Here is a 24658-nt window from a genome sequence, read left to right on the forward strand (position 1 = left end):
GAAATATTCCTGTTTCCGGGAACTTGCCGAGTGCTTGCGCGAGATCGGGCGGATCGATTTACGTATTTTCAATCAAGTTTTCAAAGACCTTGATAACCATACGTTCGAAAAGAACACATGGTCGCCAATTTATTTACATAGTCGGTAAAATCCGAATGTATTATGCCCCGATCTGGTACTCGGTTATTTCCGGACTGGGGAGATGAATTGTGAAGCGTACATCTTTTAAGGCGCCACGGCTCGGCATCTTGCCCGGCATGGTGGTTGCCGTCATTGCGGGCCTTGGCGGACTGATTTCGACCGCATCGGCTGGGCAGGTGGCTCCGCCGCCGCTCGTGCTTAGCCCAAATCTGGCGGAACCGTGGGTTCTGCAACTGCAGCCGAACAGGCAGCAGGTCATCCATCGGCAGACGACCGCTCCGCGTCAGGCGCGCCAGCAAACCTGGCAACAGCCGGCAAGGGTTCAACAACCGGCCCGTGTACAGCAGGCTTCTGTCGGCAACCCGGCTCCGCAGCCTCGCAGACAGATTGACCCGATCTACTTGCCGACCATCGTGGACTACCATGGCCCGCACAAGCCGGGCACTGTCGTCATCGACACCGAACAGAAGTTCCTGTTCCTGGTCCAGAAAGACGGAACAGCCCGCCGTTATGGGGTTGGCGTTGGCAAGCCGGGCTTTGAGTGGGCCGGCACGCACAAGGTGACCCGCAAGTCCGAATGGCCGGATTGGCGCCCGCCTGCGGAAATGCGCAAGCGCCGTCCCGATTTGCCGACCTTCATGCCGGGCGGTCCGGAAAATCCGCTAGGGGCTCGCGCGCTTTATCTCGGCTCCACCCTCTATCGCATTCACGGCTCCAATCAGCCGTGGACTATCGGACAGGCCGTCTCTTCCGGCTGCATCCGCATGCGCAACGAGGATGTGACCGACCTTTATGATCGTGTTCCGGTTGGAGCAACCGTTCACGTGCTCTGATCTGATCAGGCGCTGTCTCCGATTACCAACGGATCGGCGCCTGAACTCTCCCTTTCGTGGGCAATCGCTTTATTCCAGTCGGTTGCGACGGAACCTCAACCAAGAATAACAGTCTGAGGCGTCAGACAAAATAGGACTGGAACAAGGCCCTCCATTGGGTCTTGTCTCCAGTCCACTCACTTTCATCCGCTTTCATCACGTGGATATTCTCATCAAGGACCCCGCCATGGCGGTCGGGATGGCTGACGATGAGATATTCGCACTGCCTGTCGAGAAAATTGTCGACCGCTTTCATAAGCCGTTCCAATTGACTTTGGTTGAATTTGATACAAGCCATCTCAGTTTCGAAAGCAACATCCGACAGATTGTTCTGGCTGTTCGAGATCACAAAGATCACCCGCTCGACTTCAGAAAGCCCGATAAACTTCTCCCGCAGATAACCGAACTTCGAGTGTTCTCTTTCGAAAAATCGATCGATATCTGGCGGCATATCCGCTTCCCGAAAGTGATGCAGGAAGCGAATTCCATACGGCATCCATGTCGGACATCCGGGCCCAGGTCGGATTGAATCCCTAGTAAACAACTGAAATCCATCACAAAATAAATCAGCCAGTCCGGAAATAGGGGAAATCAGACCATCAAAAAAATGGCGCGTGGGCTCGAACGTCTGATCAAGCAACCCACTGAACGTATCGACATGGGTTCGGATCTGACGCGAGCTCTGGCAGGACATGCCAAGACTGACAATTGCCGTTGATCCGCTTTGAGCGGACATGCCGCAACTCCTTATGCCGTTTCAAAAAGACCTCCTTCAAATAAGGCTTCCGGCAATGGACCACCATAGGCCCAATCAATAAGTTCCACAGTGTGCACAATTGGAATATCCGTCCCCAGTCCGATCTGGGTCATGCAGCCGATATTCCCCGTGGCAATCAAATCCGGCTTCGTCTTTTCGATATTGGCAACCTTTCGGGCTCTCAGCTTTCCCGCAATCTCCGGCTGAAGAATGTTGTAGGTGCCAGCTGATCCGCAGCATAAATGGCCTTCAGGAACGTCCTTCACTTCAAACCCCGCCGCTTTCAGCAGCTTCTTCGGCTGCAGGGTGATCTTCTGTCCATGCTGCATGGAACAGGCGGAATGATAGGCGACGACCAGTCCCGCACCGACGGAGGATGGTCCAAGATCGGCCGTTGCAAGAAATTCCGTAACGTCCTTCGCCAGAGCAGAAACGCGGGCCGCCTTCTGCGCGTAGTTCGGATCATCACGCAGCATGAACCCATAGTCCTTGATGGTCGTGCCACAGCCTGATGCGGTGATCAGGATCGCATCCAGTCCGCCATTCTCCAGCTCGCGGGTCCATGCATCCACGTTGCGCCGGGCGTTTACAAGAGAGGCATCTTCCTGCCCCATGTGATGCACCAGTGCGCCGCAGCACCCCTCGCCTTTTGGCAGAACCACTTCATATCCCGTGCGCGTGAGAAGCCGCACTGTTGCCTCGTTGATCCCCGGATTGAGAACCGGTTGGGCACAGCCGGTCAAAAGCGCAACCCGCCCCTTTCGAGCCGATGATGCGGCCGCAAGGACATCGCCGCTTTTCAGGCGAGAGGGGGATGGAGCCTTGCCGGGCGCAAGCTCCAGCATTGCGCCCAGCTTTGCGAACGGTCCTCCAGCCTTTTTGAACAGAAAGGCAAACGGTCTTGCATAAAAGGCCAGCGCAAGAGCTGCCCGAAAGCGAGCCGGAAACGGCAGGACAGTTGCAAGCACCTGCCGCATAACACGCTCCATGAAGGGCCGCTTGTAGGTCTTTTCGATATGTGCCCGGGCATGATCCACCAGATGCATGTAGTGAACACCGGAAGGGCAAGTGGTCATGCAGGACAGACAGGAAAGACAGCGGTCTATGTGTTTGACCACCCTCTTGTCCGCAGGCCGGTCATTTTCCAGCATGTCCTTGATCAGGTAGATCCGGCCTCGTGGACTGTCGAGCTCATCGCCCAGCAATGTGAACGTCGGGCAAGTGGCCGTACAGAACCCGCAGTGAACGCATTTGCGCAGGATCTTCTCGGATTCAGCAAGGTGGCTGTCCTTCAGTTGCTCGGCTGTGAAGTTCGTTTGCATTTGCGGTTACCCGGACTTGCGTGATCGCGCTGAACTGGAAAACGGAGAGCTGTAAAATGGTCTAGATAGACGAATACATGCGCCCCGGATTGAGAATGCCCTTGGGATCGAACTGATGCTTCAGGCGTGAGGACAAGGCGACCAAAGCGGCCGGCTGCGGCTCGAAGACGTCCACGGACGAACGCACCGGTGCATCCGCACGCACCAAGGTTGCGTGCCCTCCGCCTGCGGACACAACCGCCTTGCGAATTTCATCCACATGCGGTGCGCCGTCCGGGCAGGAAAGCCACACCAAACCGCCGCTCCAGTCATAGAAGAGAGTTGCGCCGAACTGTTCGCGCACAATCTTGCCAAATACCGCGCCCGATGCAGGAGCAAGGGAAACCTTCCAGACAGGATCCTGAGTGCCTGCAAGCGGCAAAACATCCCGGATAGACTTCCAAAGGACTTCCGACGCGGCATCAGCGACCGATTGCGCTGCCCCATAGGGCTTCAGGAGCTGTTGAAGTGCCTTTACCCGATAGGCGACTGAGGCAGAAAAACCTTCGAGCCGCAAAACGGTTCGTGCAGTGCCTTCACTGACACTGGCCGGCAGGTGCGCTGCTCCCGAGACTTCCGCCGACGACCCCATGGCCTTGCACATGGCAGCAATCGCCTCTTCGTCAGAAAGGTTCTCAAGGATCAGGCTCGTGCTGGTTTCCGGTTTCGGATTTACCTTCAACGTGATTTCGGTCGCGACGGAAAGCGTTCCCCAGGAACCGCAGAGCGCGCGCGGCAGATCATAGCCGGTCACATTCTTCACGACCTTGCCGCCTGACTTGAAGAGTTCACCTCGTCCGGACACCGCCTCAAGTCCCAGAACATGATCGCGCGCTGCCCCCGCCTTGATCCGACGCGGCCCGGACAGGTTGGCGCCCAGAACTCCGCCAATCGTGCCTTCTCCCGGCTCTCGACCCAGCAGCGGCCCCATGTCCATTGGTTCGAAAGACAGTTCCTGCCCATTGCCGGCGACAAGTTGTTCTATCTCGCGGATCGGCGTGCCTGCCCGAACGGTCAAAACAAGTTCGGCCGGTTCATAGGTTTCCACTCCGGACAGGCCGGACAGATCAAGGACATGCGCGCTCTGAACGGGACGACCCAGTGAGCGTTTCGATCCCTGTCCAACAATTTCCAGCGGTTGCTCCTCGGCCGCCGCCCAACCCACCGCCTCGCAGACGTCTTTCGCGTCCCTCGGCTTCAAATTCGCATCCATTGCCTCTCCCCGCCTGATGCCGAATGGATCAGGTTGCAATACTCAAAACCTTGGAATGTCCGGAAAGGGCAATTGCCCCTTGTGAACATGCATCTTGCCCAGTTCGGCGCAGCGATGCAGCACCGGGAACACCTTGCCCGGGTTCAAGAGGTGCTTTTCGTCGAAGGCGCATTTCACCCGCTGTTGCTGCTTGAGATCCTCTTCGGAGAACATCTCCGGCATGAGATCGCGCTTTTCGATACCCACACCATGTTCACCGGTCAGAACGCCGCCGACCTTCACGCACAGGCGAAGGATATCAGCCCCGAAGGCCTCGCATGCCTCCAGTTCGCCCGGCTTGTTGGCGTCATAAAGAATAAGCGGGTGCAGGTTTCCGTCCCCGGCGTGAAAGACGTTCGCCACCCTCAACCCGTATTTTTCCGACAAGTCTCGCATGCCCGCCAGAACCCGTGGCAACTCGCGCCGGGGGATCGTTCCATCCATACACAAATAGTCCGGCGAGATCCGGCCAACTGCCGGAAAGGCCGCCTTTCGACCGGCCCAGAACACCATACGTTCTTCTTCGCTTTCGGAAATGCGCAGATGGCTGGCGTTGTTTTCCCGGGCAATGGTCGCAACACGCTCCATGAGATAATCGACCTCGGCCTCCGGGCCGTCGAGTTCGACAATCAGAAGCGCCTCGACATCCCTCGGGTAGCCAGCATTGACGAAATCCTCTGCCGCATGGATGGCGGGCTTGTCCATCATCTCCATGCCGCCGGGAATGATGCCTGCCCCGATAATGTCAGCCACGCATTTGCCGCCCTCCTCGCTGGTCGGAAATCCGATCAGCAGCGCTCGTGCGGTTTCCGGCTTTTGCAGGATGCGAACGGTGACTTCGGTCACCACACCCAATAGACCTTCAGAACCCGTCATCAACGCCAGAAAGTCGTATCCCTCACTATCCAGATGCTTTCCGCCGATCCGGATGACCTCTCCGGTGATCAGAACCATTTCCAGACCAAGAACGTTGTTGGTGGTGAGGCCATATTTGAGGCAGTGCACCCCGCCGGAGTTCTCGGCGATATTCCCGCCGATCGAACAGGCGATCTGGGACGAGGGGTCGGGGGCGTAATAAAAGCCTTCATGCTCCACGGCTCGGGTAATACCAAGATTTGTCACTCCGGGCTGAACGACAACTGCCCGGTTGGCATAGTCGATATCCAGCACCCGGTTGAATTTCATCATCGACAGGAGCACGCCGTCGGCCAGCGGCAAGGCGCCACCCGAGAGCGACGTCCCCGCCCCTCGGGGAACCACCTTCACATCATTGTCGTGACAGTATTTCAGAACCGCAGAGACCTGCTCCACCGTTTCAGGCAGAACAACAATCAGAGGCATCTGCCGATAGGCAGTCAGCGCATCCGTCTCATAGGGCCGCATGGCGATTTCGTCATGAATGACACCATCGCCCGGCACAATGGCCTGGAGGGCTTTCACGATTTCAGCCCTGCGCGCGATTACATCCGCGTCCGGTTTGGGCATCGCGATAGCCGTCATGCTGGCTCTCCCTTTTTTGTTCCTGTCCGGTGATCCGAACGCTCTTGTTGGACGTAGGGTGTCATTAACCAGACCAATAGGAAACCCTCGCCCTTGATAAGTTTGCCAAATTTTTGGTTCCGGTTGTACACGGCAAATCACTCAACAGTAGTTCCCGAGCGTTGAAAATGAGCAATCTGACTGACATGGAGATCTTTGCGAGGGTCGTGGGCGCAGGCAGCATGTCTGCTGCGGGCAGAGAGATGGACCTTTCCCCTGCCGTTGTCTCTAAACGCATCCGCCGTCTTGAAGACAAATTGGGCACGCGGCTGCTGCAACGAACCACCCGGCAGATTGCCATGACAGAGGCCGGACAGGGCTTCTACGAGCGGGTGATTGCCATCCTCGCATCGGTGGAGGAAGCAGAGGAATTCGTTACTCAAGGATCAGCACAGGCACGCGGGACACTGAAAGTCGCTGCTTCCACCTCCTTTGGGCGGCTTCATATCGCGCCGCATCTCGGCAAGTTCCTTGCCACCAACCCGGATATGAATGTCAGTCTCGACCTCAGTGACGATTTCGTCGACATCGTCGGCGAAGGGTACGATCTGGCCATCCGTATTGCCGAATTGTCCGATTCCAGTCTTGTGGCGCGGCGTCTTGCCCCGGTTCACCGCGTTCTGGTTGCCTCGCCCGACTATCTTGCAAGACACGGCATGCCGCGTTCCATCCCAGACCTGATGGAGAATCACGTGACGCTTGCCGCGCTCAATCAGGATCCGTGGAAACTAGTCGGACCTCATGGGCTGGAAGCTGTCAAAACCAATGCGCCGATACGCACGAACTCAAGCGAAGTCGTGCGGGAGTGCCTGCTCGCAGGCATGGGGGTCGCGCTGAGGTCGAGCTGGGACATTGGCCCTGAACTCAGGGAAGGCAAGCTTCGTCTGGTGCTGCCGGAATATCGAGCCTCAAAGGATGTCGGGCTTTACGCGGTCTATCCTTCACGTCAGTTTCTTCCGGCAAAAGTGCGCGTGTTCATCGACTTTCTAGCATCACTTTACGGCTCCTCCCCGTATTGGGATGCCAGGCTGGACCTTTGGCTTGCACCGCCACGAAGGGCCAAGGCAAGCTGATCTCAAACTGTGCCTCTTTTCCGAATGCACCGCCATGAACAGACAACCAGTTTGGCAAATTTCGCTAACGATGGCGCAGATTTGAAGGGACTGCGACCTCTGTACACCTTGTATCTGCCATAAATTTCTTGTTGTCTGGCGTCAGTGTGCCTGAGCGGCATCACGAAAAGAGGGAGAACTACATGCGGCGTATGCTGATGATTGCCGGAGCAGCCATGCTGGCGCTGACGGCTCATGCCAACGCAGAGGGCGATGCTGCCAAGGGCGAAAAAGTCTTCAAGAAGTGCAAGGCCTGCCACGATGTTGGCGAAGGCGCAAAGAACAAGGTCGGTCCGCAGCTGAACGGCGTTGTTGGTCGTGCCTGGGGTACCGCAGAAGGCTTCAAGTATTCCCCGGCCCTGATGGGCATGGCGGAAGGCAAGACCTGGACAGCTGAAGAACTGGACGCTTTCCTGACCAAGCCGAAGGACTACATCCCCAAAACCAAGATGGCGTTTGCGGGCCTGAAAAAGGACGACGATCGCGCCGACGTGATCGCGTATCTGGCACAGTTCCAGTAAGCGCAATATACGAACAACGTTTTGGAGGCCGGATTTCCGGCCTCTTTTCATGTCTGCTCACTGCTCAGAAATCTGCATCATCTCCACTGTCTGCATGATGCTTGCGTATCCTGCGGACCATGTACCAGATAACAGCCACGACAACAGGCACTGCCAAGCCTGTGGTGACGCCCGCGTCCGGAACCGGCAATCCGCCGCCCTTGGCCGCCTTGGCCAGATAGCCGATCAGGCCAACCACATAGTAGCTGACCGCCGCAACCGACAGTCCTTCGACCGTTTGCTGCAAACGCAGCTGGATTCTGGCGCGCCGGTTCATGGACTGAAGCAGGCTGCGGTTTTGCTGTTCCAGATCGACATCCACGCGGGTCCGCAGCAAGGTTGTAGCCCGCGCCAGCTTTTCCGACAGGTCCCGCTGCCGGTCCTGCACAGACTGGCAAGTCCGCATGGCCGGAGCCAATCGTCGACTGAGGAACGACGAGAGGCTCAAACCGCCTGACGAGGGTTTATCTTCAAGAGCGCTCAGACGCGCGTTGACGATCTCGTAGTACGCTCGGCTGGCACCGAACCGGAACGCACTTTCCGCAGCACTTGCCTCAAGCGCCGTTGCAAGGCTCGACAACTGGTCCAACAAGGTCCTGTTGGCGTCCAGTCCCGAGTTCTCCTGCATTTTCTGCGTCAACTCAAAGAGCTGGATTTCGAATTGCCCGATCAGCGGCTGCAGGCGGTTGGCTTCGAACAGGCCGAGAAGCGCAAGCGTTCGGTAGGTTTCGATCTCCAGAAGCCTCTGCGCCACCGCCCCGCACTGGATGGCGGACATGCTCTCGTTCAAGATGACATAGCGTGTCAGGCCGTCGCCATCTGGCCTGAAATCCGTAGCTGCCGTGCCTCCCCCGTGCTCGACCTTGAAAACGGTCAAGCTCGCCGGATCATAATGCTTGCGCCAACTCTCATTGGCCGAGGGTGAAACCAGATCAAGGCGACAGGCGCTCAACAGTGGGCCGGGGGCGCGAAAGGCCGTTTTGAACGGATGGTTCGAGGGCAGCGGGCCAAAGGGTTCATTGCCTTCCAGCGGCCCATCCCAAATGTAAGTGATGAACTCCGCATGCCGTTCCCAGCTCAGCGTGCCACCTGCAAAAGGCAGGGTGTGATAGCGGGCCCTGTCACCTGGCCCGGCTGCGCCCTGACTTCGGCAGAACTCGGAGAACCATGCGTGATCTGCATTCGCCTCTTCCGTACTCGTGGTGAAGGCATAGAGCAGCACAACACGCGGCCCGGAAAGCGGGCGAAAGGGCCTTGCATGGATTTCACCCAGCACGGCCTCCCTCAGCGGATGTGTCCTGAAAGACGGCAAGCCTGAGGCTGCCGGTGTGCCTGCATCATTCATCGGAAATTTCCATCGCCCGTCCGCGAAAGCCAAACAGTGCCAAAAGTGGCGCGCTTTGCAAGCAAACATCCGGCAGGCGAACGTAAAGGAAGCAATCTGCGACGACCTACCGCACCAGAACGCTCCATGAGAATTGGATAATTTAATTGACCAATTTTTGTGTTTGGTTCATACAATGCCCCTCAAGACATGACGCAACGTATTTCGGAGCATTCGGACCGTGTTCGAGAAAGTGCCCCATCAACGCACGGCAGAGGCGGCTGCGCACCAGATCGAAGGCTTGATCCTGAACGGTGTGCTGCGCCCCGGTGACCGGCTTCCGGCCGAGCGGGATCTGGCCGAACGGATGGACGTGTCCCGACCGGTCCTGCGCGAAGCGCTGAAGTCGCTCGAAACGCGAGAACTGATTGCCAGCCGTCATGGCGGGGGAACATATGTGGCCGACGTCATCGGTCCGATTTTTTCACCTCCGGTTATTGCCCTGATGGAGCGTCACCCCGAGGCGGTTGCCGACTTTCTGGAGTTTCGCCGGGATATCGAGGGAATAGCCGCATTTCATGCGGCTGAGCGCGCCACCGAGGCCGACCGTGCAATCCTGACTGCCATTGTCGACCAGATGCAGCAGGCTTATGACGCCGATGATGCAAGGCGAGAGGTGGAACTTGATGTGGAGTTTCACCATGCCGTTGGCGAGGCAGCGCACAACATGATCCTGCTTCATGCTTTGCGGTCCTGCTACCGACTTCTGGAAAACGGCATCCTCTACAATCGCAAGCGGCTCTACAATCACCCGCTGGCCCGCAACAAGGTTCTGGAGCAGCACGTGGAGATTACCCGATGCATCTGCGCCGGACTGCCACAGGAAGCCAAGACAGCCTCCGAAGCTCACATCGACTACGTGAAACAGTCGCTTGAAGAAGCCGCGCGTCTGGAAAATCGAAACGCCGTTTCGGAATTGCGTCTGAAACACCGCCCGTCCAATCCATCCTGAACTGGTTCAGTTCCCTTACCACCTGAGGAATAACCATGCCCGTCATCACAGAAATCAACGACCTTCAGGTTCTCGCAAAACGGCGGGTCCCGAAGATGTTTTATGACTATGCCGACACCGGTTCCTGGACGCAGAGCACCTACAAGGACAATGAGGCCGCTTTCCAGCGCCAGAAGCTCCGCCAACGTGTCGCCGTGAACATCGACAATCGCAGCGTCAAGACCACGATGATTGGCGAAGATGTGTCGATGCCGGTGGCTTTGGCCCCGGTCGGCATGACGGGCATGCAGCATGCCGATGGCGAAATACTCGCCGCACAGGCAGCTGAGGAATTTGGCGTGCCCTTCACGCTGACCACGATGAGTATCTGCTCGATCGAGGATGTGGCGGAACACACCAAGAAGCCCTTCTGGTTCCAGCTCTACGTCATGCGAGACCGGGGCTTCTCGGAATCCCTGATGAAGCGGGCGCATGTTGCCGGATGCTCCGCGCTGGTTCTCACGCTGGATCTGCAGGTTCTCGGGCAGCGCCACCGCGACCTGAAGAACGGCCTTTCTGCCCCGCCCAAGCCGAAGCCGCATGTCCTGCTGGACCTTGCGCTCAAGCCGCGCTGGTGCTGGAACATGCTTTGGACCAAGCGGCGTCAGTTCGGCAATATCGTTGGCCATGTCTCGGGCGTTGAAGATATGTCCTCACTGGCGGAGTGGACCAACAGCCAGTTCGATCCGACCCTCGACTGGTCCTCCGTTGAATGGGTAAAGAAGCACTGGGATCGCAAGCTGATCCTGAAAGGCATCAACGACGTGGAAGACGCCAAGATCGCGGTCGAGACCGGTGCCGATGCCATCGTCGTTTCCAACCATGGTGGACGACAGCTCGATGGCGCAGCAGCAAGCTATGATGTGCTTGGCGAGATTGTTGATGCCGTCGGTGACAAGATCGAGGTTTACATGGATGGCGGCATTCGCTCCGGTCAGGACATCTTCAAGGCCGTAGCCATGGGTGCAAAGAGCACGTTTATCGGGCGGTCCTACATCTATGGCCTTGGTGCCATGGGCAAACCGGGCGTCACGAAGGCCCTCGAGATCATGCGCAAGGAACTGGATGTGACCATGGGCCTTTGCGGTGAAACCGACATCCACAATGTCGGTCGCCACAATCTTCGTTGATCAAAGAAGTCCTGCCCAGGCCCGGGCGATCTCCCGCCCGGCCTGATCGGACTTCGCAGCGTTGAGAGCCACTTCGTCCTCAAGTCGCTCCGGCCAATCGGGGCGCATTTGAGAGATGGAGGTCTGAAAGGTTCTGGTCCAATCACGAACCACGGCTTCGCTCGCCTCGAAGTGAAACTGGATGGCATAAGTTGTCCTGCCAACACGAAACGCCTGAATGGGCGTTTGTTGGCTGGACGCCAGATGAACGGCCTCCGCAGGCAGCTCCACCGTATCGGAATGCCAGTGGAATAAGGGCGAGCCTTCGCCGATCTTGCCGACAACCGGATCTTCCCTGCCTTCACCTGTCGCGCTGACCTTGTGCCAGCCAAATTCGACAGGCCGACCAAGGATATTTCCGCCGCCAAGCGCCCGTGCAATCAATTGGGAACCAAGACAAATGCCCAGGATCGGCTTGTTCTGGTCATGGGTCCGGCGGATAAGTGTACAGACATCAGGCAGGAACGGGTGCGTCTCGTCTGCCAATGCCGATTGCTCGCCCCCCAGAACGATCAGGCCGCGGCAGTCCTCGATATCCTCCGGCACCCTTTCACCGGCATGCGCGGCGATTGTCCTGATGGCAATTCCCCGCTCCTCAAGTGCCTCGCCCACGAGACCCAGCGGAGTGCCGGGATAGTTTTCGATCACCAGAACGCGCATTCAATTCCCTTTTCTTTGATCGGGCAAAGCCACATGATCAGGATTATCCAACTCGGTCGGCGAGGGAAAGAATTTCATGCGCTCACGGCAGCCCTTGCAAAACCGGGTCGCCCCGGATGGGACACTTGTGGCGGTTCCAGAGCGTGGACTGTTCATGGGCAACCGGGGCGGCAAGATCCATGCATCCGATAGCCGGAAGCTGACATCACGACGCTGGGCTTCGCGGCAATGGATTTGTTGTGTCACGTGTTTCAAGAACCGCCAACGGGAAGTTATGGGCTCCGGCTATACCGAACTTTTCTTTCTGGACGAGGTCACAGCGTTGGCCGCCGGACACCGGCCTTGTTTCGAATGTCGGCGGGCGGATGCCCTTGCCTTTCAGAAGGCATTTGCCAGATCCTTCGATTACAGCGCTCCGCCAAAAGCTGATGAAATGGACCGCGTTCTTCACAAGGAACGGTTGAGCGGCAGGGAGAAGCGAATTTTTCAAGCGCCGCTAAAGAGCCTTGCAGATGGAACCATGGTCCGGATCGACGGCATCGCTCACGCTCTGTCGAAGACAGCCTTACTGCCCTGGTCCTTTTCCGGGTACGAGGCCCCGCGCACTCTTCCCTGCCCGGACGTGGTCGATGTTCTCACGCCGCCGACGATCTGCAGAGTGCTGGCGGAAGGCTACCAGCCAGTCTGGCATGAGAGCTCTGCGCGGCATACGATTTGAGTGCCGCCCACCAAACACAAAAATTGATAGTTTGATCAAGAACTATCATTTGCATGAATTGGCGTTCGCGATCAGATTGAGTTCCGCTTTCAATTTTTCAGGTATCCCAATGTCCGTCTCAGCCGCCGCGCCCGCAGACCGCGCGCCTTCCCTGTCCACCGTGGATCTGGGGCTATACGCCACGACCGTCTTTGCGTGGGGGTTCAGCTGGATTGCCATGAAGGGGCAAGTTGTCGGGGCGGCGCCTGAAGTGTCGGTGTTCTGGCGGTTTGTGCTGGCGGCGCTGGTCATGCTTGGCTGGAGCCTTGGTCGTGGCCACTCGCTGAAGTTTCCGCTCAGGGATCATCTGAAGTTCGTCGGGCTTGGAGCGCTGATTTTCTCGACCAACTTCACGCTGTTCTATTACGGTGCCCAGCACCTCCCTTCGGGACTGCTGGCCGTGGTTTTCTCGGTAGCCTCGGTGTTCAACATCGTGCTGGCGCTCATTTTGTTCGGCCAGCGCCCGACGGCGCAAATGGTTCTGGCAGGCCTGCTCGGCGTGACAGGTATTGCCTTCATGTTCTGGCCGGAAATCATGGGGGCCGAGATCAATCATGAAGCGGCCTATGGCCTTGGCTTGTGCATTTTGGGCACATTGTCCTTTTGTCTGGGCAACATGCTGTCTGCCAAGACCCAGCGGTCCGGCATTGCCGTCACACCCGCAACGACATGGGGCATGATTTACGGAGCGACGCTGATCGGATTGTTCAGTCTGTTTCGGGGCCAGAGTTTTGCCGTGGAGCTGACACCGGCCTATGTCGGCAGCCTTGTCTATTTGGCCGTCATTGCATCCGTGATTGCCTTTGCATCCTATCTGACCCTTCTCGGGCGGATCGGATCGGCCAAGGCTGGATACGCGACCGTCATCTTTCCGGTCATTGCCCTCGCCATTTCAACGGTTGTCGAAGGCTATCACTGGACGCCGCTTGCCATAGCAGGCGTGATGCTGGTGCTGTTCGGCAACGTCCTGATGCTGCGCCGATAGTCACGGCGCAAGCTCTCAAGATTATTCGGCGGCGATCGGGGTCGACACGTTCCCGATTGCTGCAATGACGTGATTGCAAAGTGCGTCATGCATCGGCAGGCGGGCATGATCCGACCGCAGCATGGCAATGTCACAATAGGGCAGCGCCGGAAATCCGTCGCGGTCATCCAGGATGCGCATGCCTTCGCGGATGGCGCTTTCGGGAAACACCGACACGGCCAGTCCGGCCTGAACGGCCCCGACAAGGGCAGCCGCGCTCGGGCTGGTATACGAAACGGTGTATCTGCGGCCCACCCGATCCAGCGCATCCATCGACATGCGGCGCCAGCAACAGTTTGCCGGCCCCAGCGCCAATCGCACGACTTCTGCCGTATGAGCGCAGTGGCGCGAGGACGTCACCCAGTAAAGCTGCTCGCGGCGGATGATTTCGCCGGGAACATCGGAAGCATCTCCCGATGTGATGATGGCAACGTCAATGCTTCCTTCGCGCACGCGTTCACGCAGCAAGTAGCTGGCATTGCATTCGACAATCACCTCGATGGACGGATTCAGATGATTGAACGCGGCCAGAACCTGAGGGATGAGGCGGTCGGCATAATCGTCCGGGGCGCCAAACTTGACGACCCCGACATCCTGCGCCGCATTGAAGGCGGACAGGGTTTCATCATTCAACAGGATCATCCGGCGAGCATATTCCACCAGCCGCAGGCCGTCTTCCGTCAGGCGGGACTGGCGTCCGTCCTTGGCAAAAATCGGCTTGCCGACCCGCTCTTCCAGACGGCGCATCTGCATGGAAACTGCGGACTGGGTCTTGTGAACCGTCTCGCCTGCCTTTGTGAAGCTTCCCAGTTCAGCAATTGCGAGAAATGTTCTCAGCTGATCGATATCCAGAACCTGAGCCATGCGCGGCCATCCTCCAATCGCTTGTTGGCGCATCGCGCCTTGAAACTACGTCCCTACTCTGCCGCCTGCGGAACCGACAGGTTGTCGAGTGAGGAAATGATGTGCTCGACAAGAGCTTCCGTCACGCGGCTATGCTTGTTCCAGGAGCGCATCACCCCGATTTCGCAGTCCGGCAATTTGGGAAAGCCGTCGGCTTCACATAAGACACGCATGCCGGGGCGCAAAGCCGATTCCGGCAGAACCGAAACGGCCAGACCAGCCAGAACGGCGGCCCCGACCGCCGTGGAATTCCAGCTGGAATACAGCAGGCGGCTGGGCCGTTGAACCTTGTCCAGAGCTTCCATCGCCGCCTTGCGCCAATCGCAAGTGGCTCGCCCCAACGCCAGCGGCAAGGGATCTTCCATGTCGACGGCATGGCGTGCCGAGGCGACCCAGAGAAGGGGTTCGCGCCGGATGACCTCCACCCCCTTGCGCCCCCTGCTTTGCACGTGGGTGATGATGGCAACATCCAGCTCGCCATCCCCAAGCTCCTTCACCAGATTGGGCGTCGGGGCACAGACCACACTCACTTCGGCCTTGGGGTTGGATCTGGAGAACCGCGCGAGGATTTCCGGCAAGAACCTGTCTGCATAATCGTCGGGTGTGCCAAGACGAACAACCCCGGCCAACTCGCTTTCATCAAAGGCCGCGAGTGTTTCATCATTCAGCCGAACAAGCCTGCGGGCAAAATGCAGCAGGCGCTCGCCGTCCTCCGTCAGGCGGGACAGGCGTCCGTCGCGAACGAACAGGGCCTTGCCGACACGATCTTCGAGACGACGCATCTGCATGGAAACTGCCGATTGCGTCTTGCACACGACGTCGGCGGCCTTGGTGAAGCTGCCCGTTTCAGCGATGGCCACAAAGGTTCTAAGCTGGTCCAGATCGAGCACAAACACACCCATCAACAATTGGAATGTTTTTGATATAAAACATTCGTTTGAATAATGCCAGCTGTTCCTTCAGTCTCAATATCAAGACGTTGTCGTCCCTGACAACCAATCACCAAAGATGATTGGTTGCATAACAAACATTCACTGGTGTTATGAAAGATTTTTTGGCACCGTGACAACGTTCCAAGCAGGACAGGCGCCCCACACTGGAGGCGCAAGGCATGTCGCCGGGTTTATATCCGTCGGCAAACAGGAGACTATTGGCATGACATATACAGCAAGCACCCTTTCGGTTTCAGGGCTCGCCGCCGTGGTTCTTCAGGTATGGCGCAGCTTTAAAAATCGCCGCGCGATGACCCGCCTTTCCTCGCTGACGGACGCACAGCTCAAGGATATCGGCTTGACCCGTGGAGATCTTGGCGCAGCACGGCGCCTGCCGTTTACGGCGGACCCGTCAGCGGCCCTGACCGAACTTGCCAGCGAACGCTATCTGGCCGCTCAGGTCGACAAGATCGCCAGCACAGATATCCGGAGCTCTCATCGCCTGATCGAGGCGAACTCGAATTCCGCACTCCCAGACTTGGCCTGTTGCCCGATGGCAGCTGCCTGACCCTCTGCATTATGCAGCCCCTGTCGGCATTTCCCGCTGACACCTAACTGGCCCGCTTCCCAAGGCGGGCCTTTTTTTATTCTGATGCCTTGCCAGCGGCCATTCCATCGGCCGCCTTTTGAAAAAGCTCCTCGAAAGCCTTGAACTGGTTCGCCTGCAGATCCTTGCCCATGGCCATCCAGTCTGACACGAGACGGTCGGCCGCAGCAGCGCCATCGCCAGCGGCTTGTGTATCCTCTTCTTCAGACGCGTCCTGCATTTCGGGTTCTGGCTGGGCAGGCTGCTCTGCGGATTTGATCTCGTCGGCCTGCACCGGCATCAGACCGGACCAGAAGGACATCATCGCCTTCTGGTATTCACCAATCATGTCTGCCGCTGTTGGAGCAGGCTTCGGACGCCCGCGTGCAAAACCTCGGAGAAACGCGTCCAGAAGATCCTGAGCCGGTTCATTGAGGTAAGGACGCACTTGCTTGCCCATTGCCAGCGTAGCGGCAACGGGCATCATCTCGGTGATGGCTTCCTGCTGGAGACCGGTGGCGGATGCAATCTGGCTGGCAACCTGTTTCCTGATTTCTTCCGGCCCGAAGAACAGGTTCATCGGATTGGCAGCTGTCTCCCCGGAAGAAGAAGCAGCCCACGCGGAAGGATCGATACCCTTGGCCCCGAATTGCTGCACGCCCGCCTGTGCGGCGGCAAACAGCTGGGACATCGCCGCGCCAAGATCGGCATCCTTCCAGCCGAAGCGGCGGTTCATGTCCTCTGCAACATCATTCAGGTTGAACGGAAAGGTCGTTCCCGGCTGATCTGTCATGAAGAAACCCTTCCCGCTACCTGCCTTGCGAAAATCAACGTATGCGTGTGCATGATTGACCCAAACAGGGTTCGGGTCAATTCACCAACAGGCCATGTTGCCAAGACTTTTCGTCGCCCGGCAACACCGGAAAATCAGTAGGCGTATTCGCGGAACAGGTTGTCGAGGTCGCCGTTCCAGCTGCCGTTATAACGCTTCAGAAGAACATCGGCCGGGCACATGCCAGCGGCAAGCCCTTCTTCTACCGGTGCCAGATGCACCCGCTCATCCAGATCCCCGTCGCTCATGCGGGCACGGCGCTTCAGGCCTTCCTTGGAGAGGGCCACCACCTCGCGTGCCACATCCAGCAGCGTTCCATTCCTGAACGGTGTCTGGAGCGCGGTCTTGGGAACTTCAGCCCGAAGGGCAGCGCGTTCTTCAACTGTCCAGTCCTTGACCAGCTGCCAGGCCTGATCCAGCACGCCCTGATCATAAAGAAGACCAACCCAGAGCGCAGGCAAGGCACAGATCCGGCGCCAGGGGCCGCCATCTGCCCCGCGCATCTCGATGTATTTCTTCAGGCGGACATCCGGGAAGAGCGTCGACAGGTGATTGTTCCAGTCACCCACATTCGGGCGGGCGTCCGGAACCTTGCCTTCAAGCGCGCCATTCATGAACTGACGGAATGTCGTATCGGTGGCATCGAAGTAGCGATCACCACGCTTGACGAAATACATCGGCACGTCGATCGCCCACTCGACATAACGCTCGAAACCAAAACCGTCCTCGAAGGCAAACGGCATGTCGCCGGTGCGGTCGGCGTCCGTATCCGTCCAGATATGGCCACGGAAAGACTTGAAGCCGTTCGGCTTGCCTTCGGTGAAGGGGGAATTTGCAAAGATCGCAGTCGCCAGCGGCTGAAGTGCCAGACCGACACGCATCTTTTGCACCATGTCGGCTTCCGACGAGAAGTCGAGATTCACCTGAATGGTGGAGGTGCGGAACATCATGTCGAGGCCAAGGCTCCCGACCTTCGGCATGTAACGCGCCATGATTTCATAGCGGGATTTCGGCATGACCGGTACTTCGTCTCGCCGCCAGTTCGGCGTCATGCCAACGCCCAGAAATCCGATGCCCAGCGGATCGGCGACCTGACGGACATGGGCCAAATGTGCATTGGCTTCACGGCATGTCAGATGAAGATTGTCGAGTGGCGCACCGGAAAGTTCGAACTGCCCGCCCGGCTCGATGGAAATGGCACCGCCGCCCTTGGGATCCGCAAGGCCGATGATGTTGCCTGCATCCTCGATGCGATCCCAGCCGAGGATCTTTTCCATGCCTTCCAATACGGCACGCACGCCCTTGTCGCCGTGATAGGGGATCGGGGAGCGATCAGCTACATAAAACCCGAACTTTTCGTGCTCGGTTCCGATCCGAAACTTGTCTGCAGGTTTGCAGCCTTCCGCAAGGGTCGCAGCCAGCTCTGCAACGCTTTCAATAGGTGTCGAATCGACTGTATCGCGGGCCATACAGGCTTCCTCCAAGTATTTGCGACTGAACCTTACAAGGGGGAAACAGCCGGTACAACGCAGCCAATCCGGTTAGTTCCGGCGCGTAATCAAGTCCAAGCCATTTAGGACCGGGAGAAAGGAATTACCAGAGGGTATTTTCGGGTCGTCAGAAAAACCGGATAGTTCCGGTCATAAATTTCCCGTTAGTTGACCCGGAAGATGTCCACAGGGGCCTGCCGACCACGCAATTCCGTACTGCCGATATGCAGGTATTCTTCGCCATCGGGCAGTTGGGAAATGGTGTCCGCACTTGCCAGAATGATGGTCTTTGCCGTGGGGTCGACCGACTTTCCGTATTCCTGCAGTCGCGCGGCCACATTCACCGCATCACCAATGACAGTGTAGTTGACCCGGTCTGACGAACCGATATTTCCGACCACCACCTTGCCGGAGTGAACACCAATGCGAACCCGCATGTCGCCGTCGGGGTGATCTTCAATGGCCTTGGCAAGAGCGCGAACCGAGGCAATTGCCTGTGCTGCGTGATCGGGCTGATGAGTCGGCGCACCCCAGAAAGCCATCACGCCATCTCCAAGGAACTTGTCGATCGTGCCTTTTTGCGCCACCACCTGCCGGGAGACTGTCTCGAAATAGTCTGCAAGGAATGATGCTGTCTCTTCGGCAGACAAATTGGCAGCGCGACCGGTAAACCCGGCAAGATCGGTAAAGACGATCGTCATTTCGCGCGTTTCGATGGCTCTTGTCCCCGTCATGCCCTCGGCAACCAAATTCTGTACGAGCTGCCGCGGCACATAGCGGGAAAAGGCGTTGAGGGCCCCGGCCGCGCTGTTAAATGCGCTGTTCACCTCGTCCAACTCCGCCAGTCGGGAACGGCCAAGCGGTGTAACCTTGTCAAACTCAAGGTTCTTCATGTGGGCTGCCGCATCCGCCAGCCGGTCAAGTGGCCGGCCGATCACCCGCCCAAGCAGGAAAGACAACAGCGCGCCGATGGCCAGCGCGATAACGGCGACGATGATGATGATCCGCGACTGATCCAGCGTCGAGCCGAACACATGCGCCTGATAAATCGCGCCATAGATCCAGCCTGCTGCAGGGCCATCCTTCACTTCATCATAGACGGTTGCATACATGCGCTCGCCGAACGGAAACACCTGGCCCTTGATTTCGGCCCGCATTTCGTGGGCACCGCCAGCTTTTGTCCAGATGGCGGATAACGGGCTTTGCGGAAAATCGCCAAGACCCGGCAAGGGCTGGTCTGCGGACGGTTGAAATCCACTTGCCTTCACATCTGCAAAACTGATGACCTGATCTCGTCCGGCAAGCAGAAATGCGCCGATCTCCTGACCTTCCGCCATGCGGTCCGCGAGCCCCGTGAAGACCGAAAGCGGGTAAGCCGCAACAACGGACTGGCCGTCTGACAGGGAAACCCTGGCGACCAGTCCTGCGCCTCCCAGTTCCACCACCGGGCGGAACTGCCCCCATTCAACAGTGCCCTCACGCCCTGCTGACGTTTCCTCAGAAAAGGACAAGGTGGTTCCAACCGGCAGAAGGGCCGAATAGGTTCTTGTTATGGCTTGCCGGGCAGCAGGTGCCTGCTCTGACAAAGCCAGCCCGATTGACTGCAGGAGGCCGGTCTGCTCCTGAAAGAACCCGGACAGAATGGTCTCGTAGCGGCTGAGATTTGCGTTCGCCTGCTGGATGAGCAGCTTGCCCGCCACGTTGCGGTTGGCGGACGAAACATAGGTGATTATGGCGCCGCAGATGACCACAAGAACAAGCGAGAACACCAACCCTATGGCTGCGCCCACCGAAAGCCGGAACCGTCTGGTTGTTTCCCCTCCGCTACTGCTGGAGGAGTGTCTTGACCCGGAAACCGGAATGGCCTGATCTGGTGGGAGGATGTCCTGCGTCAATACTCATGTCCAATCCCCGACAGTTGTCTGGATGACCGCAAGGGCGGCAACCGCAGCCGTGTCGGCGCGCAATATTCTCGGCCCGAGCGGAATCGGGACTACAAAATCCAAGTCGCGCAACATTGCCCGCTCCTCAACCGAAAATCCACCCTCGGGCCCAATCAGGAATGCAAGTTGCGCCGGACGTTTTTCCGCCAGCTCTGCCAGCTTGACCAATGGATTGGTTGTTTCGGAACTTTCGTCACAAAACAGGATTATCCGCTCCGGATGGGTCTGGGGCCATGATGTGAGCAGGGCCTTGAGCGGCTGCGGCTCGACGACGGATGGAACCGACAGGACGCCGCATTGCTCCGCAGCTTCGATCACATTCGCTTCCATTCGCTCCAGATTAACCCGGTTCGACTGCGTGTGCTGGGTCATGACGGGCCGCAAACTGCCCACGCCCATCTCCACGGCCTTTTGCACCATGTAGTCCAGCCGGGCATGTTTGAGAGGGGCAAAAAGATAGAGAAGGTCGTTGACCTTCGTCTGTTCCCGCGTCTGCTCGACCAGCTCCAGCGTACAGGCCTTGCGTCCGGTTGCCCGGATTTCCGCAAGCCATTCGCCGTTTTTGCCGTCAAAGGCCAGCACCTTGTCGCCATCCTTGAGGCGAAGGACGTTGAGAAGATAGTTGGCCTGACCGCGGTCAACCTCGATCCGGGCCCCTTCCGCCAGAATATGGCGCAGAAAAAGCCGCTGCATGTTGAATTCGTAATTTGGCATGGGCGCAGTTTGATGTGACGGCTGTGGCATTTCAATGACGATGGGGTTCGGCCTTAAAACTGTCCCCCGCATTTGCGAAGGGGACCAGCTGCCCGACTTGACCCTTGCAGATCAAGGCGGCACCTTGCAGCTAGAAGAGCAGGAATCAGACCTTGGCCGACCCCCAATCGAATGTGGCGGAATTCTCCGTTTCGGAAATCTCCTTTTCCATCAAGAAGACGATGGAAGACGCATTCGGCTATGTGCGGGTGCGCGGCGAACTGGGCCGCATTTCCCGCCCCGGTTCCGGTCACATCTATCTGGACCTGAAGGACGATCGCTCAGTCCTGTCGGGTGTCATCTGGAAGGGCGCGGCATCCAAGCTGAAGATCCAGCCGGAACAGGGGCTGGAGGTCATCGCCACGGGCAAGATCACCACCTTCCCCGGACAGTCGAAATACCAGATGGTGATTGACGCTCTGGAGCCTGCAGGTGCCGGTGCGCTGATGGCGCTTCTGGAAGAACGCAAGAAGAAGCTTGCCGCCGAGGGCCTCTTTGCCGCGGAACGCAAAAAGCAGCTTCCCGGCATGCCTCGCGTCATCGGGGTTGTCACCTCACCGACCGGCGCGGTTATCCGCGACATCCTTCACCGGATTGGCGACCGGTTTCCGCTCCACGTTCTCGTCTGGCCCGTTCGGGTTCAGGGCGAGACGTCAGGGGCGGAAGTTGCGAACGGCATTCGCGGCTTCAATGCCCTGCAACCGGGCGGAGACATTCCCCGCCCCGATCTCATCATCGTTGCCCGAGGCGGCGGCAGCATCGAGGATCTGTGGGGTTTCAATGACGAAGCGGTGGTGCGTGCGGCCGCAGCCAGCGACATTCCACTGATCTCCGCCGTTGGCCACGAGACCGACTGGACGCTGATCGATCTTGCCGCAGACCTCCGCGCTCCGACGCCGACAGGTGCCGCCGAGATCGCCGTTCCGGTCAAGGCAGACCTGATGGCGACGGTGGACGATCTGTCTCGCCGTCTTGCCTCTGGCCTCAATCGCCTGATTTCCAATCGCCGGACTGAATTGCGAGCAGCCGGAGCTGCCCTTCCCGCCTCGCGCGACCTGCTGGCCCTGCCACGCCAACGCTTCGACACCGCTGCGGGCAGTCTGGAACGGGCCCTTATCGTCAACACGCGCAGCCATCGCAGCGCGTTTGACGGTATCTCCGCAAGGCTGTCTCCCATCGTGCTCAGCCGCGGCATCGGGCTTGCAAAGGATCGGCTGACAACGCTTGACGACAGGCAGATACGCGCCTTGCGCGTTGCCGTCCAATCTCGCCGCCAGGCCCATGACGCTATTGCAGCCCGCCTGACACCAGACCGGCTGCGGCACCAATCTGCACTTGGCCGGGAGCGACTGGCGGCTCTTTCAGAACGTATGAACCGGGCTTACGGGAACAGGCTGCAGACCGAAAAGGCCCGTTTGCACGGCCTTGAAAAGCTGCTCAACTCCCTCTCTTACAAGGAGGTGCTGTCTCGCGGCTACGCGGTCATTCGCGATGAAAGCGGCGACCCAATGCGCAGCGTTGCCAGCGTTGCTTCCGGCGCACGCATTTCAGTTGAACTCTCCGATGGTTCCTTTGACGCCATGGCCCTGGGTGATGAGGCTGTCCAGCCGCCCAAACCCAAGTCGGCGGCCAAGCTAAAAAAATCCTCTGGAGGGTCAAAACCTGCGTCTCAAGGCAGTCTATTCTGATCTGCAGGTCCTTCCGCTGTTGCTTGAAGAAGTTGCCAAAGTGGCAGCAGGATAAAATCTGACTTTTCAGGGAAAGCACCTGTTCACCACGTCAGTTCGCGTGATTGAAAGAGCCTATCCGTAAAGTACCTGATGATTTCGCATCGGGGATACTCGGCAACATGGCATATAATGAATCCATCGGTTCATCGGGCGCCCCACCCGTCAGCGGACACCTGCGGGATCTTCTGCTGCTGGTTTTCAGTTTTGACGGGCGCATGGGACGACAGACCTACTGGCTCCTCTGGGCGGGCCTTACCGCCGTGAAGTGCCTGTCATTTTTGGGGCTTCTCTGGATGTATACCATCGTGAAGTCGGAGGAGGTTCCACCGCACCTTGCAGATCTCGGCTACATTGGCGGCCTGTTGCTCGTGCTTGTCATGTTCTTCGCCCTGATCGGGCGCGCCTCGATTGAAGCCCGGCGAAATCATGACAGAGGCCAGTCTGCACTCTTGCTGGCTCTGATCTTTGTCCCTGTCCTGGGACCTTTCTTCTATTTGTATCTGTTCGTGGCCAACGGTTTTTTGGCAGGAACACCAGAACCCAACGCGTATGGATGAAAACCACCCTCCACAGAATGGTCGTAAGACTGGTCTTTTTTCAAAGTGAGTCCCGGCGCACCAGCGCAACATATTCCTTTGAGTTACTCTTCAAATCCGCCACACCCCCCAAATATAACTTATGGTTACTTATTTACTTCCACATGACAAACCGTCACCATTCACAGACTAGTTCCATTAATACTTATTTCACCAGTATTTTTTACGCGAATATAAAATCTCATTGCTACATTTTCGAATGATTTTATTTTAGTGAGAGAAAAGACCACCCATGGAAAAGAAACAATTTGGACGCCGCGGGCCGGAGCAGCAAGCAAGATCAAGCGGCTCCTTTACGGCAAATTCAGCCTACACTTCTTCAACCCCGGCCATGAGCCCGTCCGGCCTCTCGGCAGGTGATTTCGATGCCCTCGACTTTGCCAGCAACGCCAGTGTCGGCTCACCCCGGGGCGTTATTTGGCTTCTGTTCGGATTTGACGGTCGCCTTGGACGCGGAGCCTACTGGATGATCGGCATCCCGCGCTTTATTGTTCATTTCGTTGTAGCTGCAGTACTTTTCACCAAACACCCGGAAATTCTGACCGGATCGCTGATGGACTTCGGCATGTTCCTGTTCGGAGCTACCGAAGGCCTTTATTATCTTGCGCCTCTCGTTCCATTGACTGTTTGTTATTGGTCTTTGGAAAGCCGCAGAATTCACGATCGTGGGCACTCCGCTCTTTGGCTCATGCTATTGTTCATGCCGATTGTGAATTTGGTTTACGGCGTTTACCTCTTCGTGGCCAACGGCTTCTTTGCCGGAACGCCCGGAAGAAACGAATTCGGATAAGTCACAGACCTCCACCAGAGGTGGAGGTTTGTAACGCTGCGCTTGGGCCACTAGAAGTGGCTTTGTCGGGGTTTAATAGCTGGGCTTGAACATATCTGCAAAGTCAGAGGCCTTATCCTGCTTTTCCTGATTGCGGATATAGCGTCTGACGACCTGCTCATTGTAGCCCGTGGTTGATACGAAGTATCCGCGTGCCCAAAAGTGATACCCCTTATAGCGGCGTTTCTTGGCATAGCGGTTCGCCACGTACAGCGCGGTTTTCCCTTTCAAGAACCCCACAATATGCGCCACCGAGTATTTCGGAGGGATCGAGATCAGCATATGTACGTGGTCGGGCATCAGGTGCCCTTCCTCAATATGGCAGCCCTTTTGGCTCGCCAGTTTCACAAATTGGTCGCGCAACTCGGTGCGCAAATCTCCGTAAAGCCGCTTCGTGCGGCACTTGCTGCCAAATACAACGTGGTATTTGCAGTCCCAAGTGCTGTGTGATAGGTGATTTTCATCCATAAAAACCTCCATGCTTG

At 57.7% G+C, this 24658-nt stretch carries 24 protein-coding genes; 11 read left to right on the top strand and 13 right to left on the bottom strand.

From position 1 onward, the window contains the following. The first annotated feature begins 257 nt into the window (after window positions 1-257). Window positions 258-974 carry a L,D-transpeptidase gene (locus F0155_RS11660; RefSeq protein ID WP_150524822.1) on the top strand — a complete coding sequence of 239 codons (717 nt, stop codon included), beginning with the start codon at window positions 258-260 and terminating at the stop codon, window positions 972-974. A gap of 121 nt (window positions 975-1095) precedes the next feature. On the opposite strand, the gene F0155_RS11665 is transcribed toward F0155_RS11660, so the two are convergent. The 4 genes from F0155_RS11665 to F0155_RS11680 form a co-directional block, all read right to left on the bottom strand. Beyond that, the gene (locus F0155_RS11665) at window positions 1096-1749 is read right to left on the bottom strand and encodes a hypothetical protein (RefSeq protein WP_150524690.1); all 654 of its coding nucleotides are present in this window, start codon (window positions 1747-1749) and stop codon (window positions 1096-1098) included. Between the two features lie 11 nt (window positions 1750-1760). After that, the gene (glcF, locus tag F0155_RS11670) at window positions 1761-3092 is read right to left on the bottom strand and encodes a glycolate oxidase subunit GlcF (RefSeq protein WP_150524691.1); all 1332 of its coding nucleotides are present in this window, start codon (window positions 3090-3092) and stop codon (window positions 1761-1763) included. Window positions 3093-3153: 61 nt separating this feature from the next. Next, the gene (gene glcE / locus F0155_RS11675) at window positions 3154-4344 is read right to left on the bottom strand and encodes a glycolate oxidase subunit GlcE (protein ID WP_150524692.1); all 1191 of its coding nucleotides are present in this window, start codon (window positions 4342-4344) and stop codon (window positions 3154-3156) included. Between the two features lie 42 nt (window positions 4345-4386). Then, window positions 4387-5883 carry an FAD-linked oxidase C-terminal domain-containing protein gene (locus tag F0155_RS11680; RefSeq protein WP_150524693.1) on the bottom strand — a complete coding sequence of 499 codons (1497 nt, stop codon included), beginning with the start codon at window positions 5881-5883 and terminating at the stop codon, window positions 4387-4389. A 167-nt stretch (window positions 5884-6050) separates the two neighbouring features. Between F0155_RS11680 and F0155_RS11685 the strand changes: the two genes are divergently transcribed. Both F0155_RS11685 and F0155_RS11690 read left to right on the top strand, forming a co-directional pair. Continuing rightward, window positions 6051-6995: a LysR family transcriptional regulator gene (locus tag F0155_RS11685; RefSeq protein WP_150524694.1), complete on the top strand. Its 945-nt coding sequence runs from the start codon at window positions 6051-6053 to the stop codon at window positions 6993-6995. Window positions 6996-7177: 182 nt separating this feature from the next. Then, the gene (locus F0155_RS11690) at window positions 7178-7555 is read left to right on the top strand and encodes a c-type cytochrome (RefSeq protein ID WP_150524695.1); all 378 of its coding nucleotides are present in this window, start codon (window positions 7178-7180) and stop codon (window positions 7553-7555) included. A gap of 64 nt (window positions 7556-7619) precedes the next feature. On the opposite strand, the gene F0155_RS11695 is transcribed toward F0155_RS11690, so the two are convergent. Next, a complete protein-coding gene (locus tag F0155_RS11695) occupies window positions 7620-8939 on the bottom strand; it encodes a DUF3422 family protein (protein WP_150524696.1) in 1320 nt (439 codons plus the stop codon). A gap of 211 nt (window positions 8940-9150) precedes the next feature. On the opposite strand from F0155_RS11695, the gene F0155_RS11700 reads away from it, so the two are divergent. Together F0155_RS11700 and F0155_RS11705 are read left to right on the top strand one after the other, a co-directional pair. Next, on the top strand, window positions 9151-9930 hold the full coding sequence (locus F0155_RS11700; protein ID WP_208999249.1) for a FadR/GntR family transcriptional regulator: 780 nt from the start codon (window positions 9151-9153) through the stop codon (window positions 9928-9930). Window positions 9931-9965: 35 nt separating this feature from the next. Further along, window positions 9966-11099 (top strand): alpha-hydroxy acid oxidase, encoded by a 1134-nt coding sequence (locus F0155_RS11705; protein WP_150524698.1) that lies wholly within the window; start codon window positions 9966-9968, stop codon window positions 11097-11099. Here F0155_RS11705 and F0155_RS11710 read toward each other — a convergent pair whose 3' ends face one another. Further along, window positions 11100-11798, bottom strand: coding sequence for a type 1 glutamine amidotransferase (locus F0155_RS11710; protein WP_150524699.1), 699 nt, complete (start codon window positions 11796-11798; stop codon window positions 11100-11102). Between the two features lie 76 nt (window positions 11799-11874). Here F0155_RS11710 and F0155_RS11715 point away from each other — a divergent pair, with 76 nt between their 5' ends. Together F0155_RS11715 and F0155_RS11720 are read left to right on the top strand one after the other, a co-directional pair. Further along, on the top strand, window positions 11875-12516 hold the full coding sequence (locus tag F0155_RS11715; protein WP_150524700.1) for a hypothetical protein: 642 nt from the start codon (window positions 11875-11877) through the stop codon (window positions 12514-12516). 109 nt (window positions 12517-12625) lie between these two features. Further along, complete coding sequence (locus tag F0155_RS11720) at window positions 12626-13540, top strand: DMT family transporter (protein WP_150524701.1); 915 nt, start codon at window positions 12626-12628, stop codon at window positions 13538-13540. 21 nt (window positions 13541-13561) lie between these two features. Here F0155_RS11720 and F0155_RS11725 read toward each other — a convergent pair whose 3' ends face one another. Continuing rightward, window positions 13562-14443 (bottom strand): LysR substrate-binding domain-containing protein, encoded by an 882-nt coding sequence (locus F0155_RS11725; RefSeq protein WP_150524702.1) that lies wholly within the window; start codon window positions 14441-14443, stop codon window positions 13562-13564. A 53-nt stretch (window positions 14444-14496) separates the two neighbouring features. After that, complete coding sequence (locus F0155_RS11730) at window positions 14497-15384, bottom strand: LysR substrate-binding domain-containing protein (RefSeq protein ID WP_192913805.1); 888 nt, start codon at window positions 15382-15384, stop codon at window positions 14497-14499. Between the two features lie 253 nt (window positions 15385-15637). Between F0155_RS11730 and F0155_RS11735 the strand changes: the two genes are divergently transcribed. Next, a complete protein-coding gene (locus F0155_RS11735) occupies window positions 15638-15982 on the top strand; it encodes a DUF1127 domain-containing protein (RefSeq protein ID WP_161599797.1) in 345 nt (114 codons plus the stop codon). 76 nt (window positions 15983-16058) lie between these two features. Here the strand turns inward: F0155_RS11735 and F0155_RS11740 are convergent, their stop codons facing one another. From F0155_RS11740 to F0155_RS11755, 4 genes are all read right to left on the bottom strand, one after another. Continuing rightward, window positions 16059-16793: a hypothetical protein gene (locus tag F0155_RS11740; protein ID WP_150524704.1), complete on the bottom strand. Its 735-nt coding sequence runs from the start codon at window positions 16791-16793 to the stop codon at window positions 16059-16061. A gap of 134 nt (window positions 16794-16927) precedes the next feature. Then, on the bottom strand, window positions 16928-18301 hold the full coding sequence (locus F0155_RS11745; RefSeq protein WP_150524705.1) for a glutamate--cysteine ligase: 1374 nt from the start codon (window positions 18299-18301) through the stop codon (window positions 16928-16930). Window positions 18302-18486: 185 nt separating this feature from the next. Beyond that, a complete protein-coding gene (locus F0155_RS11750) occupies window positions 18487-20217 on the bottom strand; it encodes an adenylate/guanylate cyclase domain-containing protein (RefSeq protein WP_150524706.1) in 1731 nt (576 codons plus the stop codon). 3 nt (window positions 20218-20220) lie between these two features. After that, window positions 20221-20979 (bottom strand): 16S rRNA (uracil(1498)-N(3))-methyltransferase, encoded by a 759-nt coding sequence (locus tag F0155_RS11755; RefSeq protein WP_150524707.1) that lies wholly within the window; start codon window positions 20977-20979, stop codon window positions 20221-20223. A gap of 152 nt (window positions 20980-21131) precedes the next feature. Here F0155_RS11755 and xseA point away from each other — a divergent pair, with 152 nt between their 5' ends. The 3 genes from xseA to F0155_RS11770 all read left to right on the top strand — a co-directional run bounded on the left by xseA (window position 21132) and on the right by F0155_RS11770 (window position 24134). Beyond that, window positions 21132-22706 (top strand): exodeoxyribonuclease VII large subunit, encoded by a 1575-nt coding sequence (xseA, locus tag F0155_RS11760; protein WP_150524708.1) that lies wholly within the window; start codon window positions 21132-21134, stop codon window positions 22704-22706. Between the two features lie 161 nt (window positions 22707-22867). Further along, the gene (locus tag F0155_RS11765) at window positions 22868-23305 is read left to right on the top strand and encodes a DUF805 domain-containing protein (RefSeq protein WP_150524709.1); all 438 of its coding nucleotides are present in this window, start codon (window positions 22868-22870) and stop codon (window positions 23303-23305) included. 271 nt (window positions 23306-23576) lie between these two features. Next, window positions 23577-24134: a DUF805 domain-containing protein gene (locus tag F0155_RS11770; protein ID WP_150524710.1), complete on the top strand. Its 558-nt coding sequence runs from the start codon at window positions 23577-23579 to the stop codon at window positions 24132-24134. 72 nt (window positions 24135-24206) lie between these two features. On the opposite strand, the gene tnpA is transcribed toward F0155_RS11770, so the two are convergent. Continuing rightward, entirely contained in the window at window positions 24207-24641 is a 435-nt protein-coding gene (gene tnpA, locus F0155_RS11775; RefSeq protein WP_150524711.1) for an IS200/IS605 family transposase, read from the bottom strand. Window positions 24642-24658: the final 17 nt, after the last annotated feature.

The sequence above is a fragment of the Roseibium sediminis genome, from assembly GCF_008711325.1.
Classification (GTDB): domain Bacteria; phylum Pseudomonadota; class Alphaproteobacteria; order Rhizobiales; family Stappiaceae; genus Roseibium; species Roseibium sediminis.

Bases quoted from the DNA above. Each gene is read 5' to 3' on its own strand.
- F0155_RS11765 (WP_150524709.1), top strand. From the start codon at position 22,868: ATGGCATATAATGAATCCATCGGTTCATCGGGCGCCCCACCCGTCAGC.
- F0155_RS11725 (WP_150524702.1), bottom strand. From the start codon at position 14,443: ATGGCTCAGGTTCTGGATATCGATCAGCTGAGAACATTTCTCGCAATT.
- F0155_RS11680 (WP_150524693.1), bottom strand. From the start codon at position 5,883: ATGACGGCTATCGCGATGCCCAAACCGGACGCGGATGTAATCGCGCGC.
- F0155_RS11685 (WP_150524694.1), top strand. From the start codon at position 6,051: ATGAGCAATCTGACTGACATGGAGATCTTTGCGAGGGTCGTGGGCGCA.
- F0155_RS11745 (WP_150524705.1), bottom strand. From the start codon at position 18,301: ATGGCCCGCGATACAGTCGATTCGACACCTATTGAAAGCGTTGCAGAG.
- F0155_RS11740 (WP_150524704.1), bottom strand. From the start codon at position 16,793: ATGACAGATCAGCCGGGAACGACCTTTCCGTTCAACCTGAATGATGTT.
- F0155_RS11660 (WP_150524822.1), top strand. From the start codon at position 258: ATGGTGGTTGCCGTCATTGCGGGCCTTGGCGGACTGATTTCGACCGCA.
- F0155_RS11770 (WP_150524710.1), top strand. From the start codon at position 23,577: ATGGAAAAGAAACAATTTGGACGCCGCGGGCCGGAGCAGCAAGCAAGA.
- tnpA (WP_150524711.1), bottom strand. From the start codon at position 24,641: ATGGATGAAAATCACCTATCACACAGCACTTGGGACTGCAAATACCAC.
- F0155_RS11715 (WP_150524700.1), top strand. From the start codon at position 11,875: ATGCGCTCACGGCAGCCCTTGCAAAACCGGGTCGCCCCGGATGGGACA.
- glcF (WP_150524691.1), bottom strand. From the start codon at position 3,092: ATGCAAACGAACTTCACAGCCGAGCAACTGAAGGACAGCCACCTTGCT.
- F0155_RS11695 (WP_150524696.1), bottom strand. From the start codon at position 8,939: ATGAATGATGCAGGCACACCGGCAGCCTCAGGCTTGCCGTCTTTCAGG.
- glcE (WP_150524692.1), bottom strand. From the start codon at position 4,344: ATGGATGCGAATTTGAAGCCGAGGGACGCGAAAGACGTCTGCGAGGCG.
- F0155_RS11720 (WP_150524701.1), top strand. From the start codon at position 12,626: ATGTCCGTCTCAGCCGCCGCGCCCGCAGACCGCGCGCCTTCCCTGTCC.
- F0155_RS11705 (WP_150524698.1), top strand. From the start codon at position 9,966: ATGCCCGTCATCACAGAAATCAACGACCTTCAGGTTCTCGCAAAACGG.
- F0155_RS11710 (WP_150524699.1), bottom strand. From the start codon at position 11,798: ATGCGCGTTCTGGTGATCGAAAACTATCCCGGCACTCCGCTGGGTCTC.
- F0155_RS11730 (WP_192913805.1), bottom strand. From the start codon at position 15,384: ATGGGTGTGTTTGTGCTCGATCTGGACCAGCTTAGAACCTTTGTGGCC.
- F0155_RS11755 (WP_150524707.1), bottom strand. From the start codon at position 20,979: ATGCCAAATTACGAATTCAACATGCAGCGGCTTTTTCTGCGCCATATT.
- F0155_RS11690 (WP_150524695.1), top strand. From the start codon at position 7,178: ATGCGGCGTATGCTGATGATTGCCGGAGCAGCCATGCTGGCGCTGACG.
- F0155_RS11735 (WP_161599797.1), top strand. From the start codon at position 15,638: ATGACATATACAGCAAGCACCCTTTCGGTTTCAGGGCTCGCCGCCGTG.
- F0155_RS11665 (WP_150524690.1), bottom strand. From the start codon at position 1,749: ATGTCCGCTCAAAGCGGATCAACGGCAATTGTCAGTCTTGGCATGTCC.